Source organism: Metapseudomonas otitidis, from assembly GCF_011397855.1.
GTDB classification, from domain to species: domain Bacteria; phylum Pseudomonadota; class Gammaproteobacteria; order Pseudomonadales; family Pseudomonadaceae; genus Metapseudomonas; species Metapseudomonas otitidis.
Window position 1 is genome coordinate 3,107,564 of record NZ_AP022642.1, and the last position, 14,928, is coordinate 3,122,491.

14 protein-coding genes and 1 pseudogene are annotated in these 14,928 nt (G+C 67.5%); 11 read left to right on the forward strand and 4 right to left on the reverse strand.

All coding sequences use genetic code 11. From position 1 onward, the window contains the following. Nucleotides 1-30 precede the first annotated feature (30 nt). The 9 genes from PotMrB4_RS14265 to PotMrB4_RS14300 all read left to right on the forward strand — a co-directional run bounded on the left by PotMrB4_RS14265 (nt 31) and on the right by PotMrB4_RS14300 (nt 10,112). Entirely contained in the window at nt 31-2,493 is a 2,463-nt protein-coding gene (locus tag PotMrB4_RS14265; protein ID WP_172433677.1) for a TonB-dependent receptor plug domain-containing protein, read from the forward strand. Between the two features lie 2 nt (nt 2,494-2,495). Then, nucleotides 2,496-3,443, forward strand: a complete 948-nt coding sequence (locus PotMrB4_RS14270) for an aliphatic sulfonate ABC transporter substrate-binding protein (protein WP_232060704.1) — start codon at nt 2,496-2,498, stop codon at nt 3,441-3,443. A 90-nt stretch (nt 3,444-3,533) separates the two neighbouring features. Next, nucleotides 3,534-4,310, forward strand: a complete 777-nt coding sequence (locus tag PotMrB4_RS14275) for a 2OG-Fe(II)-dependent halogenase WelO5 family protein (protein WP_172433679.1) — start codon at nt 3,534-3,536, stop codon at nt 4,308-4,310. Nucleotides 4,311-4,315: 5 nt separating this feature from the next. Continuing rightward, entirely contained in the window at nt 4,316-5,065 is a 750-nt protein-coding gene (locus PotMrB4_RS14280; RefSeq protein ID WP_160480885.1) for a tRNA-dependent cyclodipeptide synthase, read from the forward strand. Between the two features lie 276 nt (nt 5,066-5,341). Then, complete coding sequence (locus tag PotMrB4_RS14285) at nt 5,342-6,898, forward strand: DHA2 family efflux MFS transporter permease subunit (protein WP_232060705.1); 1,557 nt, start codon at nt 5,342-5,344, stop codon at nt 6,896-6,898. Further along, complete coding sequence (locus tag PotMrB4_RS14290) at nt 6,885-8,222, forward strand: LLM class flavin-dependent oxidoreductase (RefSeq protein ID WP_172433680.1); 1,338 nt, start codon at nt 6,885-6,887, stop codon at nt 8,220-8,222. The genes PotMrB4_RS14285 and PotMrB4_RS14290 overlap by 14 nt, the downstream gene beginning before the upstream one ends. Before the next feature lie 111 nt (nt 8,223-8,333). Then, nucleotides 8,334-8,456, forward strand: coding sequence for a hypothetical protein (locus tag PotMrB4_RS28390; RefSeq protein ID WP_269473682.1), 123 nt, complete (start codon nt 8,334-8,336; stop codon nt 8,454-8,456). Nucleotides 8,457-8,462: 6 nt separating this feature from the next. Continuing rightward, the gene (locus PotMrB4_RS14295; protein WP_172433681.1) at nt 8,463-9,233 is read left to right on the forward strand and encodes a hypothetical protein; all 771 of its coding nucleotides are present in this window, start codon (nt 8,463-8,465) and stop codon (nt 9,231-9,233) included. A gap of 150 nt (nt 9,234-9,383) precedes the next feature. Continuing rightward, nucleotides 9,384-10,112 (forward strand): BPL-N domain-containing protein, encoded by a 729-nt coding sequence (locus PotMrB4_RS14300; RefSeq protein WP_172433682.1) that lies wholly within the window; start codon nt 9,384-9,386, stop codon nt 10,110-10,112. 286 nt (nt 10,113-10,398) lie between these two features. Here PotMrB4_RS14300 and PotMrB4_RS14305 read toward each other — a convergent pair. The 4 genes and pseudogenes from PotMrB4_RS14305 to ubiU form a co-directional block, all read right to left on the reverse strand. Next, a pseudogene (locus PotMrB4_RS14305) lies at nt 10,399-11,363 on the reverse strand (GNAT family N-acetyltransferase). Nucleotides 11,364-11,480: 117 nt separating this feature from the next. Continuing rightward, the gene (gene ubiT / locus PotMrB4_RS14310; RefSeq protein WP_074971678.1) at nt 11,481-11,942 is read right to left on the reverse strand and encodes a ubiquinone anaerobic biosynthesis accessory factor UbiT; all 462 of its coding nucleotides are present in this window, start codon (nt 11,940-11,942) and stop codon (nt 11,481-11,483) included. Beyond that, nucleotides 11,939-12,826: a U32 family peptidase gene (locus tag PotMrB4_RS14315; RefSeq protein WP_172433684.1), complete on the reverse strand. Its 888-nt coding sequence runs from the start codon at nt 12,824-12,826 to the stop codon at nt 11,939-11,941. The genes ubiT and PotMrB4_RS14315 overlap by 4 nt, the downstream gene beginning before the upstream one ends. Before the next feature lie 7 nt (nt 12,827-12,833). Next, complete coding sequence (gene ubiU / locus PotMrB4_RS14320) at nt 12,834-13,823, reverse strand: ubiquinone anaerobic biosynthesis protein UbiU (RefSeq protein WP_172433685.1); 990 nt, start codon at nt 13,821-13,823, stop codon at nt 12,834-12,836. A 183-nt stretch (nt 13,824-14,006) separates the two neighbouring features. On the opposite strand from ubiU, the gene PotMrB4_RS14325 reads away from it, so the two are divergent. Together PotMrB4_RS14325 and PotMrB4_RS14330 are read left to right on the forward strand one after the other, a co-directional pair. Beyond that, the gene (locus PotMrB4_RS14325; RefSeq protein ID WP_172433686.1) at nt 14,007-14,234 is read left to right on the forward strand and encodes a DUF3079 domain-containing protein; all 228 of its coding nucleotides are present in this window, start codon (nt 14,007-14,009) and stop codon (nt 14,232-14,234) included. Between the two features lie 171 nt (nt 14,235-14,405). Then, nucleotides 14,406-14,864, forward strand: coding sequence for a GNAT family N-acetyltransferase (locus tag PotMrB4_RS14330; protein ID WP_172433687.1), 459 nt, complete (start codon nt 14,406-14,408; stop codon nt 14,862-14,864). The last annotated feature ends 64 nt before the right edge of the window (nt 14,865-14,928 follow it).

Below are 14,928 nucleotides of genomic sequence, written 5' to 3' on the forward strand. Positions count from 1 at the left end.
GGGTTGCGGTCGCCTACAGGAAGTCCCGTGATGCGTAACGCCTTCAGCAAGACCTTCTCGCTTTCCCCCCTCAGCGCCGCGCTGCTCCTCGCCCTGGGCGGCGAGGCGCTGGCCGCCAGCGACCCGACCCTGTCCACCGTGGTGGTGACCGGCGTGCGCGGCAGCCAGCAGCGCACCGTGACCGACAGCCCCGCGCCGGTGGACGTGATCTCCGGCGAGCAGTTGAAGACCAGCGGCCAGAACGGCCTCAAGGACATGCTCACGCGCCTGCTGCCGTCCTTTAACGCACCCACCATCAACGGCGGCGGCACCGCCTTCCTGGTGCGTGGCATCAGCATGCGCGGCCTGGGCGGTGACCAGGTGCTGATCCTGGTGAACGGCAAGCGTCGCCACAATACCGCGATGATCAACAACAACGCCCGGGTCGGCACCGCCGCCGTGCCGGTGGACCTGGACCTGATCCCCACCGCCGCCATCGAGCGCATCGAGGTGCTGCGCGACGGCGCCGCCGCCCAGTACGGCTCCGACGCCATCGCCGGGGTGATCAACATCATCCTCAAGAAGGACGCCGAGGGGATCACCTCGGACAGCTCCCTCGGCCAGTACTACAGCGGCGACGGCACCACCGGCCACGAGGCCGCCAACTTCGGCTTCGGCCTGGGGGAGGGCGGCTTCTTCAACCTTTCCTTCGACGCCAAGGTGCAGGAGCCCTACGACCGCGCCAGCGCCGTGCGCGGCAACTTCGGCACCCTGGAGAACGGCCAGCCGGACCCGCGCATCACCCAGCGCCACGGCTGGGGCGAGGAGTACGGACTGGGCCGCGACCGCACCTACAGCAGCGCCTACAACCTGGAGCTGCCGCTGGGCGAGGACCTCAAGCTCTACTCCTTCTCCACCCTCAGCTACCGCGACGGCAAGAAGGTGCTCGGCCACCGCGCGCCCACCGACATCACCGCCACCAACTGGCTGGCCAACCAGCCGTACCCCAAGGGCGGCCAGGCCACCCGCGAGGTGAACGAGACGGACTACCAGTTCCTCGCCGGGCTCAAGGGCCTGGCCGCCGACTGGGACTGGGACCTCTCCACCAGCTACGGCCGCGACAAGGCCAAGCTCTACACCGACAACAACCTCAACCTCTCCAACGGGCCGGATTTCAGTCAGCGGCGTTTCCACCTGACCGACGAGATCTTCGACCAGTGGACCACCAACCTGGACCTGACCCGTGCGCTGGACATCGGCCTGGACAGCCCCCTGGAAACCTCCGCCGGCATCGAATACCGCTGGGAGAAGTACGAACTCACCGAGGGCGAGCCCAACTCCTACAACTACGGCAACTACGTGATTCCCAGCGGCAGCCTGGGCGGGCGCCGACCCGACCCGGGCCTGTTCTCGGTCAACGGCACCACCCCCGAGGACGCTGGCGACATGATCCGCCACAGCGGCGCCGCCTATGTGGACTTCGGCCTCAACGTCACCCCGCAGTGGTACAACGCCTTCGCCCTGCGCTACGAGCGCTACAACCAGGACATCGGCGAGACCCTCAGCGGCAAGTTCACCACCCGCTACGAGTTCGCCCCGGGCTACGCGGTGCGGGCGGCGGTGAGCAACGGCTTCCGCGCGCCATCCCTGGCGCAGAACGTGTTCTCCTCCACCAGCTCGGTCACCATATTCGGTGCCGGCGGCGCCACCACCACCGCGCGCACCAAGCAGATGCGCCCCGGCTCGCGGGAAGCCATCGCTCTCGGTGCCAAGGCCCTGGAGCCGGAAACCTCGCGCAACTACAGCCTGGGCTTCACCGCCGAACCCACCGACCGCCTGCGCCTCACCGCCGACTTCTACCTGATCGACATCGACGACCGCATCCTGCAGACCGGCGTGCTCACCGGCCCGGCGGTGTCGGCGATCCTGGTGGCCAACGGCCTGTCGCCGAACCTTTCCGGCCAGTACTTCGCCAACGCCGCCGACACCCGCACCAAGGGCGTCGACCTGGTGGCCGAGTACCGCCAGCCGCTGGACGAGTACGGCACGGTGCGCTGGAGCCTGGCCTACAACCACAACAAGACCACCATCCGCGACCTCGCCGACACGCCGCCCGAGCTGTCCAGCCTGGGTTCCGGCTACGTGCTGTTCGACCGCCAGCAGCAGACCGACCTGACCAAGGCCACGCCCAAGGACAAGTGGATCCTCAACACCAACTACAAGGTGGACGACTGGACCCTGAACCTGACGCTGACCCGCTACGGCGAGTACACCGAGGGCTCGAACATCCCGGCCAACGACCGCACCTACAGCGCCAAGTGGATCACCGACATCGACGTCGCCTATGACGTCACCCAGAACCTCACCGTGGCCCTGGGGGCGAACAACCTGTTCGACGTCTACCCGGACAAGATCGGCATCGTGCCCTGGGCCGGCACCTACGAGTACGGGATGTTCTCCCCGTACGGCCTGGGTGGCGGCTACTACTACGGCCGCGTGAGCCTGGCGTTCTGATGATGGGCAAGGGACGTTTGCTGGCGTGCCTCCTGTGCCTGGCACTGGGGGCTGCCCCCGCGCTGGGCGCCGAGGCGCTGCATGTGTCGAGCCAGAAGAACTCGCTGCAGGTGCTGCTGCAGGCCGCCGGCGAGCTGGAGTCGGTGCCTTACCCCATCGAGTTCGCCGCCTTCGGCGCGGCGGCGCCCACGGCCGAGGCCCTGAGCGCCGGCGCGGTGGACGTCGGCACCCTGGGCGTCGCGCCCTTCGTCTTCGCCGCCTCGGCCGGTGCCGGGTTGAAGACGGTGGGCGTGGTACGCCTGAAGGTCACGCCCACGGCGGTGGCCATCGTCGTACCCGAGGGCTCGCCGCTCACCGATGCCGCGTCCCTGGTGGGCACGCGCATCACCACCACGCGCGGCTCCATCGGCCATTACCTGGCGCTGGCGGCGCTGCGCTCGGTGGGCCGCAGCGGGCGCGATGCGACGTTCGTGTTCCTGCAGCCGGGGGAGTCCCGCAGCCTGCTGGCCAACGGTGGGGCGGATGCCTGGGCCACCTGGGACCCGTACACCAGCATGGTGCAGCTGGAAGGCGGCACGCGGGTGCTGGTCAGCGGGGAAGGGCTGTTCGCCGGCAACATGCTGCTGGTGGCCAACCCGGCGGCGATCCGCGACAAGCCGGAGCAGCTGCGGGACTTCCTCCAGCGCGTCGGCCGCGCCTGGGACTGGGCCAATGCCCATGTCGAGGCCTTTTCGGCGATCCAGGCGCGCCAGAGCGGCCTGCCGCTGGAGGTGCACCTGCGCTCCAACCGCTACTCGCAACCCAGGCGGGTGGACGTGGACGAGGCCTTGGTGCAGGACCTCGCCGACACCGCCCGGCTGTACCGGGACGAGGGTGTGATCGGACCGGGATTCGAGGCAGCCGAGCAGGTGGACCGGCGCTTCAACAGCCACGGGGAGGCGCATCCATGACCCGTCCCGAAGCCCACGCCCCTCCAGGACCGACCCTTCCCCGAACCCACAACGGACGTTCCATTTCAGGGATATATGCGAGGCAACACCATGCTGATCACCACCACGGTCGACGAACTGACCGCCGACCACCTGGCCGGCCTGATCCAGGCCCGGCACTACGGCATCCTCATCAAGGGCTTTGCCCCGGCCGACACCGTCGAACTGGCCCGCGAGCGGCTCAGCCGCCACGAACTGCGCAGCGCCTTCAGCGAGCAGAACGAGTTCGTGCGCCTGGGCAAGGCCTATATCGAGATCGGCGACGAGGCCAGCCGCGCCGAGTACCACGCCCAGGCCGTGCCCACCATCCGCCGCGTGCGCGACGTGTTCCGGCCCCTGGCGTCGCCCATCGACGAGCTGCGCCTGCTGCTCGACGAGGTCTGGCCCAAGGGCGCGCGCCTGCTGGATGTGAACGGGCAGAAGTGCTTCGTCGGCATCACCCGCTTCCTCGGCAATGGCACCGACCTCACCCCCCATACCGACAACCTCGAGCGCAACGCGCCCCAGGACCACGAGCCCAAGCTGCTGACGCAGCTGTCCGCCAACGTCTACCTGGCCATCCCGGAGGACGGCGGCGAACTGGAGTTATGGGGCCAGCAGCCCGACGAGGCGGAATACGAGCGCCTGCGCGGCTCGCGTGCCTACGGCATCGAACGGCACCTGCTGCCGCCGCCGGAGGTGGTGGTCAAGCCCGAGCCGGGCGACCTGATCCTGCTCAACCCGCGGCTGATCCACGCGGTGCGCCCCTCGGCCACCGCCACGCGGATCACCCTCGGCGTATTCATCGGTTATTTCGGCGACGACCAGCCCCTGGCCTATTGGAGCTAAGCAGCATGAGTGACGTGGAAGCGATCAACCTGAAAGCCTATTTCAACAAGGGCGGCGAGGAGCTGGACTTCACCGGCAAGCGCTGCGTGCTGGCGGTGAGCGTGGGGCAGGAGTACCACGAGGGGCAGAAGCTCAGCTCCACCGTGCACCTGATCAACAAGTCCGGCTTCAGCCGGGTGAAGGTGGTGGTGGCCGACACCCTGCAGCGCCACAACAAGCACGGCAAGTCGCCGGGGGAGGCGCTCTCCGCCTCGATCCGCGACGGCGACGCCTGGCTGGCGCGCAACCGCCGCTACCTGTCGGGGCTGGAAGCACCGGTAACGGTCAGCCGCTGGAACCAGGAGCTGGCCTCCGACCGCTACGCGGAGCTGCGCCAACAGGTGGACCAGCTCTATCGCGAGAGCGAGGACCTGCGCGGCGCCATCGAGGCCACCATCGGCGTGTTCATCGAGCGCCTGCGATTGCGCGACCCGGAGGCTGACGTCGAGCGCGCGGCTGCGCAATGCCGCGAGTACATCCTGGAGGAGGTGCCGATCATCCTCCCGCTGTGGGCGGAGGAGGGCTACGACTACGTGATCTACCCGCAGCAGATGACTGACGCCATGGCCACCGCCCGGCGCCTGCTGATCGAACCCCACGCGCCGGACCGGGTGCACTGGCTGCCGCTGAAGTTCAAGAAGCGTGGCATCCCGATTCCCTTCACCCTCCCGGGCGCCGTGCACCCGGCCTGGGCGGGGAGTGCGATTGCGATCTGAGGGCCAGGTCATCTAGGGGCGGCTCGCGCCGCCCATCGCGAATGAATTCGCTCCCACAAAAACCTGTAGGGGCGAATTCATTCGCCCAGCGATGCGCCGCATCGCCAACCCACCCGGCACACAGCCGGAGGGTTGATGAACCAACCGTAGGAGCGGATTCATCCGCGAAAAAAGCAGCCCCAAGGGCTGCCTGGGCGAATGAATTCGCCCCAACCAGAGGGCCCCACGCCACACGGACGACGGCCTCCACCCCCTGTCATGACGGAAGGAGTTCCCATGAGCGTTTTTGCGCAACAGCAACGCAAATGGTGGGCCTTGCTCGGTGTGAGCATCGCCAGTTTTCTCGGCTGCGTGGATTTCACCATCGTCAACACCGCGCTGCCGGCCCTGCAGGCCGACCTCGGTGCTTCGGTGGAAAGCCTGCAATGGGTGATCAACGGCTTCATCCTCGCGCTCTCCAGCACCATGGTGCTGGTGGGCCGGCTGGCCGACCTGCATGGCCGCCGGCGGGTGCTGAACATCGGCCTCGCCGTATTCGGCTTGGCCTCCCTCGGTGCCGGGCTGGCCACCAGCATCGATGCGCTGGTGGCCGCGCGGGTGGCCCAGGGGCTGGCCTGTGCGGTGCTGTACACGGCCTCCGGCGCCATCGTCTCGGCCACCTTCGCCAGCGAGGAGCAGGGCAAGGCCTTCGGCGTGCTGTTCGGCGTCAACGGCGTCGGCCTCGCCGTGGGACCGGTGCTGGGCGGGGTGATCACCAGCGCCTTCGGCTGGCAGTGGATCTTCCTGGTCAACGTGCCCTTCGTGCTGCTCAGCCTGGCGATCATCGCCCTGGCGGCGGACGAATCCCGTGCCGAGCAGGACGGCACGCGGCTCGACTGGGCCGGCGCCTTGTTGCTGCTGGTGGGCCTGCCGAGCCTGGTGCTGGTGATCGTCCAGGGCGGCGCCTGGGGCTGGGCCTCTGCCACCACCCTGGGGCTGGTCGGCCTGGCCGCGCTGGCCTTCATCGCGTTCGTCGCGGTGGAGCTGCGGGTGCACGCACCCATCGTCGACCTGCGCCTGTTCGCCAACCGCCGCTTCGTCGCCGCGGTGACCGCCAGCTTCGGCCTGGCGCTGTTCTACTGCGTGGCCTTCTTCGTGATGCCGCTGTACCTGTCGCTGATCCGTGGCGAGAGCGTGCAGGCCAGCGGCCTGCTGCTGCTGCCCACCACCCTGGGCGTGGCGCTGCTGTCGCCGGTGGTGGGGCGGCTGGTGGACCGCAAGGGCCCGGCGCTGCTGATCCAGGCCGGGCTGCTGTTCTTCACCCTGTCGGCCTTGCTGCAGGCCGGCTTCGCCGAGGGCACCTCGCTGCCGTACCTGCTGGGCGCCTTCGCGGTGATGGGGCTGGGCTGGGCCTGCATCCTCGGGCCGTCCACGGTGCTGGGCATCTCCTCGGTGCCGCAGCAGGTGGGCTCGGTGGCCATGGGCTCGCTGATGACCCTGCACAACGTCGGCGGCGGCCTCGGTCTGGCGGTCGGCGTGGGCCTCTACCGCGCATTCGCCGCCCACGCGCTGGCCGGCTCCACGGGCGTGGCGGCCGATACCGACTGGCTGGCCCGTGCGGCCGCCGCGCCGGAGCAGGGCGTGGCACTGCTGGGCGCGCACCTCGCACAGGCCCCGGAGGTGCTGCAGGGCTGGGTGCACGGCGCCTTCCTCCAGGGCTACCAGGCGGTGATGCTGTTCCTCGCCGCCAGCGTGCTGTTGGTCTGGGCCAGCGTCGCCTTGCTGCTGCGGGCCCGGGTGGTCGCGCCCGCCGATGCGGCTGCCGAGCAGGAGCCCAGCCATGGCAAGGCGTGACGGTCGCCTGCGCCTGGGGGCCTTCCTCTCCGGCTCCGGCGCCCATGCCGGCAGTTGGCGCCACCCCCGGGCGGACGCCGACGCCTCGATCAACTTCGAGCGCTACCGGCACTACGCCCAGACCCTGGAACGTGGGCGCTTCGATGCGCTGTTCCTCAACGACAACGTGGCGGTGGGCGAGCTGGACCCTCGCGTGCTGCGCAGCAGCGCCTACAGCCTGCGCTGGGATCCCCTGACCCTGCTGCCGGCGCTGGCGGTGACGACCCGGCACATCGGCCTGATCGCCACCGCCAACACCAGCTACAACGAGCCCTACAACATCGCCCGCAAGTTCGCCTCGCTGGATCACCTGTCCGGCGGCCGCGCCGGCTGGAACCTGGTGACGGCGCTGATCGGCGGGGAGAACTTCAACCGCGCCGAGCACTTGCAGCATGCCGACCGCTACGCGCGCGCCGGGGAGTTCTTCGAGGTGGTCACCGGGCTCTGGGACAGCTGGGCGGACGACGCCTTCCCCCTGGACAAGGCCTCCGGCACCTGGCTGGAACCGGCGCGCATGCGCGTGCTGGACCACGAAGGCGAGCACTTCCGCGTGCGCGGCCCGTTGAATGCACCCCGGCCGTTGCAGGGCTGGCCGGTGATCGCCCAGGCCGGCTCCTCCGAAGCCGGTCGCGCCCTGGCGGCGCGCACCGCCGAGCTGGTGTTCACCGCCCAGCAGACCCTGGAGGAGGGCAAGGCCTTCCATGCCGATATCCACCAGCGCCTGGCGTTGACCGGGCGCGAGGAGGGTGAACTCAAAGTGTTCCCCGGCCTGGCCCCGGTGGTGGGGCGCACCGCCAGCGAGGCGCAGGAGAAGCACGAGGAATTGCAGGCGCTGGTGGACCCGGAGGCGGCGCTCAAGGCGCTGTCCTTCCTGGTGGACATCGGCATCGACCTGGAACGCCTGCCACCGGACGCGCCGGTCGTACTGCCCGACCCGCTGCCGGTCACCGAGCGCCACAAGAGCCGCCAGCAACTGGTGATCGACCTGATCCGCCGCGAGAAGCCCACCGCCGCGCAGCTGCTGCGCACGCTCGGCGCCGGCGGCCATCGCCTGCTGGTGGGCACGCCGAGCCAGATAGTCGAGGAGATGGCCTGCTGGTACGAAGAGCGCGCGGCGGATGGCTTCAACCTGCTGTTCACCCACCTGCCGGGCGGTCTGGAGGACTTTGTCGACCTGGTGATCCCCGAGTTGCAGCGTGTGGGGCTGTTCCGCCGCGAATACGAAGGCCGCACCCTGCGCGAGAACCTCGGCCTGGAACGCATCGCCAACCAGCATTTCGCGTAGCGAGGCCAGGCTGTCGGAATGCCCGGACTGCAATCCGGGCGTTCCGCTCCGGCGTGGTGATCGAGGCCGAAGAGCGGTAGATTTCCCGCTTTCATCACGGAGCGGCAGCACATGGACATCCCTTTCCAATCCCCGGCCACCGATGTCCCCACGGAAAAGGGCGGCAGCACGTCGAGCCCTGCACCCCTCGCGCTGCGCCTGGCGATCCTGGCGTTCCCCATCGAGCAGGCGTGACCGAACATGGGCGCCTGGGGGGCGGGGTTGTATTCCGATGACACGACCTGTGATGTGCGGGATGACTACATCCAGCACCTGAAGCACGGGCTTTCCCACGACGAGGCCTGCCAGAAGGTCCTGGGCCGCCAGGCCGCACGGCTGGGCGAGCCTGAGGTGGCCTGCCTGGTGTACGTCGCCCTGGCCGACACGGCCTGGAAGTACGGCCGGCTGGACGAGACGCTCAAGGACAAGGCGCTGTCGCTGCTGCACGCGGGCGGGGACCTGTCCGTGTGGGAGCGCGATGCGCCCGGGGATGTGCCGGCTCGTCGCAAGGCCCTCAAAGCGATCGAAGCCAGGCTGGCTACCCCTCAGCCGGCGGAAAAGCCTGTGAAGGTGTCGCCGCCCAAGCCCAGGAAGGTCCGTACCACGGCGCCTTTGGGCTCGGTCTTCTCGCTGGATTTGCCCAGCCAACGCCAGGTGCTGCTGGTCCTAGTGGGTTTCGTCGAGCTGGAGAAGAGCATCGACCCGGTCTTCTCGGTCCTGGCTCAGCCCATCGCCTCAGCTGAATCAATGCCCATTCGAATCGCTGGCGATGCCCCGACACTGGTGCTTTCGAAGGGCTTTCGGCAGCCATTCCGGCACGTGGCCATCCTGCCCCGGGATGAGCGAAAGGACATCCTCACCGGGCTGACGCCCCTGGACATCACCGTCGAAGCGGCGCTGCCGTTCCAGCGGGAGCACACGGTGTGGCTGGCATTGGGGCGCATTGCCAGTGAGGTCGACGCGCACCTTTGAGACGGGTGAACGGGCAGGGGGAGGAGGGGAGCGACCCTTCTCGTCGACGCTCAAGGCTTGCGTACATTGATGCTGTCATCACCGATTAATCGCCATATGGGCTTGTTACATGTAGTGCCCATGCCACTCCAACACAAAGGAACTGTGCTGATGAAAAAGACTGTACTGGCCGCCCTGGCCCTGGTGTTTCCGCTGCTGGCCAAGGCCGAACTGGCGGTGATCTTCGACGGCGCCGGCACCTGCGACGGCTGCGCGAAGACCGTCGCCGAACTGTTGCAGAAAGAGCGCTACAGCGTCCGCCTGGTGGATGAAGGCCAACTCGGCGCCGATGTGCTCAGGGGCGCCGATCTCTACGTACAGCCGGGTGGCTCGGACGACATCATGGACACCTTGTCGGAGCTGTCCGCCAGCCAGGTCCAGGCCATCCGCGACTTCGTCGCCCAGGGTGGCCAGTACCTGGGCATCTGTGCCGGCGGTTACCTGGCTGGGCGCTATGCCGACGAGAAGGAAGGCGTCCCGGCCTTTGGCCTGATCGAGCTGGCCGAGGTCGACCAGGAAATCCCGAAGGACAACACGGCGCAGTTCATCTCCATCCAGCTGCCCGCAGGCCACCAGCAGCGCGACGTCTACTACCAGGCCGGCCCGCATTTCGGCAGCCAGCTCCCGGCTGGCGCCGAGGCGACGGCGTACTACACGAAATCCCGGCGCATCGCCGCGCGGATCTCGTCCTACGGCAAAGGCACGGTCGGTCTCATCGGCCCGCATTACGAAGCGGACAGTGCCTGGTACGCCGCCGATGGGTTGCCATCCGATGCAGACGAACATCAGGACTTGTTGGTGGCCATGCTGGTGCAGATGAAGGAACGCGCCGGGCGGTGATCGCCGCGTGGTAACGGCCTAGAAACCGAAAGGCTGAAAGAGCGAGCCAAGGACGATTTCCAGCGTATCCGCAGCGTGGAAAGCACTGGAGAATCACTCAGCCAGGAAATACGCAATTAACCCATAATGTAGATTATGTTAAATCACATATTATGGATTGGCCGTCACTGATGACTCTGCCGGCTCACTCGCCCCGCTTTGTTTGCTTGGATTTGGATATCGCCTCGACCTTCGCCACTGGGCGCTGGTCGAGGCTGTTTCGTTTGGCTGGCGCCTGCTCACTCAACTACAGGTGGAAATCGCCCGCTGCTTCCGGCTGGTAAAGCACCTTCCTGATTTCGATCCGGCGGGTTCGGTCTGAGATTCGCCAGTCGATGGCGTCACCCTCCTGGTAGCCCAGGATGGCGGCGCCGATATCGGAGCACACGGAATGTTTCCCGGCGCGGCTGTCGGCATCCTCGGGATAGACCAGGACCACTTCGATCTCTTCGTCGTCCACCTGCAGCAAGGCCCTGGAGTTCATCGTGACGACATCGCTCGCCACTTGTTCCGGCGTGACCACGGTCGCTCGCTCGATCTCATGTTCAAGCTCCACAACGGCCGGACCTTCTTCGAGGACGATCAGGCTCTCGAGCCTGGCCTTGTCGAACTCGGTGATGTAGATCCCGGTGGAATCGCCAAGGGCACCTTCGCGCAACAACTGCAGGTAGCGCCCTGCTGTCATGGAAAACGACTTCAATGCCGGCGTTTCGCTCTCGAGCAGGAAGCCGCTGCGCTGGAAGGCCTTCAGCGAACGCAGGTTGTCCGGGTGGATCTTGGCGATCAGCTTCTTGGCCCGCATGTCGAGGAAGGCCAGCTTCATGCCTTCGCGGATCGTGCGGGCGCCAAGGTTGCGGCCCCATTCGCCACTGTTTCCGATGGCCAGGACGATCTCGCACTCCGAGCCGGTCTTGATGAGGCGGACAAAGCCCACCGGGGCGTCGTGCCGGTCGAAGGCCAGGAAGAATCGGCCGTCCCGGTTGAACAGATGGGTCAGGATCGGCGCTTGCGTCCGATCCATGGCTTGCTCGATGGACCGCGACACATCACGTGAATCGCTCAGGTAGCAGGTGACGCGCTCATCCTCCAACCAGTCCATCAACGTCAACGCGTGTGCCCGAGTGATTTCAGGGCACAGCGAAATGAAAGGCTTGTTCATCTTCACCACACAGGTATCTGTAAAGAATGAAAGCCCTTCATGGCTACGGCCATGACGGTTCTTTCTGCGGCCGGCCACTTTAAGGCATTACGCAGCAATCACGAACGACCTGAGCGCTTTTCCTTGATCAGCCGATGCATGCCCGGCCTGTAGGCACGGCTGGAATGCACTCACCGCACCTGCGCCCCCATCTCCTGCATGAACTGCCACAGCCTCGGCGGCAGCTGGTCCGGATCGAGGCCGTCGAGCAGGTTCTTCATGCCGAGGCCCAGGTCGGTATCGCCTTCGATGACCAGGCGCCGACGGAAGAACAGCGTGTCCGGGTCCTCCTGGCGGCTGGCCAGCAGCAGGAAGTCGCGCCAGGTGCCGCGGATGCACACGTCCACCGAGCGGCGCTGAGCCACCCGCAGCCGGTTGCCGCTGCAACTCACGCACCAGGCCAGGCCCAGGTCGCTGACTTCCAGGCGCAGCCAGCGATTTTCCAGCAAATGGAACGCCCCCTCGGATAACGGCGTGGCGAACAACCGCGCGGCAGCCAGCTCGATCACCCGGCGCTGGATGGCGAACGGCACGTGGCGGCTGTAGGGCAGCAGCGGCTGGCCCAGTTTCAAGGCCCATTTGGCGACGCTCATAGCCCACCCTCCTCCACGGCCAGCATCCCAGGCTTGCCGTGCCAGTAGCCGTTGCAACCATTGACCGCCAGTGGCGGCAAGGCACCGTCACGCACGGCGGCGAATTCGCCAATGACCCTGCCCATGCCTTCGCTGCGTGGACTGAGACGCAGCACATCGACGCCACAGCCCGCGATCCCGGGGTAATCGGCCAGCAGGTTGCCCACCTCGGCGGACATCGTCTGGATGCCGTTCAGGGTGAACAGCGCCTGACCTTCCTGGCTCAGCAGCGGGATGCCTTCGGGGTAGTTCTGGCAGCAGAACTGGCAATCGTCCTTTGGCCGGTTCTCGGCTCGCGCCGTGAAGCAGCGGGCCGAATACGCCAGCGGCAGATGGCCGTAGGCGAACAGCTCAACCTCCGGGCGCGGCGCCTGCAAGGCGTCGAGTTGCTGCAGGCAGTCCTCCAGCAGGCGCCCGGAGCATTCCACCGGCGGCACCCAGCGCTGCAGGCCGCAGGCTTGCAGCTCCATCAGCGCATGGGCGTTGTACAGGTTGAGCGCCGGGCCGGCGACGAAGGGCCTGCCCTGCTCCGCCAGCAACTGCACCGCGCCCATGTCGTTGGCTTCCACCAGCAGTTCGCCGTTGTCGCACAGGCGGCGAAGGCTGGAGAGTTCCGAGGACGCTTCCACCAGCGCCAGGCCCGACAGCACGAGCTCGGCCCGGGTGCTCTCGCGCAGCTCGCGGGCCAGGCCCAGCCAGTCGTCCAGCGACAGGGCGCGGCGCTTCGAGCACACCGTCTCGCCCAGGTAGATGATGTCGAGCGGCTGGCTGGCCATCTCGGCATAGAAGTCCAGCAGCTTGCTGCGGCTCCAGTAGAACAGCACGGGTCCGAGGCTCAGTTTCATAGGGTCCTCACTGCCAGGATCGGTGGTAAGCGCCGAGGGTCGTCTGGCTGCCTTCCGACAGCCCATCCAGCGCCTTGCGCCAGTGCTCCTGCACGGCAAAGCGGCCGCTGGCGTGGGCGTCCAGCGCCTCGCGCCAGACCCGCGTGACCTGCTCGACATAGGCCGGGCTGCGCTGGCGGCCCTCGATCTTCACCGCCGCGATGCCCATTTCCGCCAGCTGCGGGATCAGGTCGAGGGTGTTCAGGCTGGTGGGCTCCTCCAGCGCGTGGAAGCGCTGGCCTTCCACCAGGAAGCGGCCCTTGCACAAGGTCGGGTAGCCCGCCGGCTCGCCTGGCGCATAGCGGTCGATCAGCACCTCGCTGAGGCGCGAACTCAGGCCCTCCGCGTCCTCCTGCCAGCGCACCGCCTTGGCGGGCGAGCACACGCCACAGAGGTTGGGCGACTCCCCCGTCACGTAGGACGACAGGTGGCAACGGCCCTCGGCCATGATGCACAGGCTGCCGAAGGCGAACACCTCCAGCGGCACGCTGCTCTTTTCCGCCACCTGGCGCACCTGGGCCAGGGACAGCACCCGGGGCAGCACCGCGCGGCGGATGTTGTAGCGCTGCTGGTAGAACGACAGCGCGGCCGGATTGGTGGCCGAGCCCTGCACGGACAGGTGCAGGTTGAGATCGGGGTGGCGCCGGCTGGCGTAGGCCAGCACGCCGGGATCGGCCGCGATCAGCGCATCCACGCCCAGCGCTGCCGCCTGGTCCACCGCACGCTGCCAGCGCGTCCAGCCCTGGGGCTGGGCGTAGGTGTTCACCGCCACGTAAAGCTGTCGGCCGCGCTGGCGGATCAGCTGCAGGCCGGTCTCCAGCTGGCGTTCGTCCAGGTTGAGCCCGGCGAAGTGGCGTGCGTTGGTGTCATCGCGAAAGCCCACGTAGATGGCATCCGCGCCTTGCTGGAGAGCAGCCTTGAGGGCGGGCAGACTGCCCGCCGGACAGACCAGATGCATGAAACGACTCCTGCTCGAACGGCGATGCGCCAGTCTAGGCAGCACATTTGCGGCTGCCTTGACCACGGTCAAGGCAGCCTGGCCGGGCGCGTAGCGCCACCCTGCGCAGCCTTGATCCGCGTCAAGGTTGCAGCGCCCCGTGGGCCTAGCCTGGATTTCGTCCAGACAACCGGAAGCGCTGCCATGGCCAAGAAATTCCCCCTGCACCCCCGCCACCCCGAACGCATCTGCTGGGGCTGCGACCGTTACTGCCCGGCGGATTCCCTGGCCTGCGGCAACGGCGCCGACCGCACCATGCACCCGGTCGAGATGCTGGGCGATGACTGGTACCGCCACGGCGACTGGGGCATCGACGTCGTGGAAACCGAAGACGACGCCGAAGCCGGGGCCCGCAAGGCTGCAAGCCTCTGATCCGATCCCCCAGCGCCCTCCTCGCCCTCACAGACCGTGCCGCCACCCAAGTGGTCTGCCCACCCGCACCGGATTGGTCCGGCTCCGCAATCCACTCGCTCGGTATAAATCCCGGCCTGGGTCCTGGCAGTTGCCGACCCAGGCCTTCAAGACCAGCAAGGATTCATACCCATGACAGCGATGCAGCAGGTGGTAGCCGTTCGCCCCGTGACGGAAGCGGACTTCGAGCAATGGCAGGCGTACTGGGACCAGTACCAGGTGTTCTACAAGGTGGAACTGGGGCCGGAGATCACCCGGCGAACCTGGGCCCGTTTCTTCGACGCGGCCGAGCCGGTGGCGTGCGCCGTGGCCGTCGAGGGCGAGCGGGTGCTCGGCTTCGTCCACTACGTGTTCCACCGCTCCACCTGGGGGCAGAACGACTTCTGCTACCTGGAGGACCTCTTCGTCTCCCCCGAAGCCCGTGGGCGGATGATCGGCAAGCAGCTCATCGAACACGTCCAGCGCCAGGCCCGTGCCCACCACTGCGACCGGCTCTACTGGCACACCCAGGAGACCAACCACACCGCCCAGCGCCTGTATGACTGGATCGCCGAGAAACCCGGCGTGATCGAATACCGCATGGCGCTGTGACGCCCCGGAGCGAGGTCCCGCCTCGCTCCCCTCTTCCCCACCTGCGCCTGCTCACCGAGTGGGC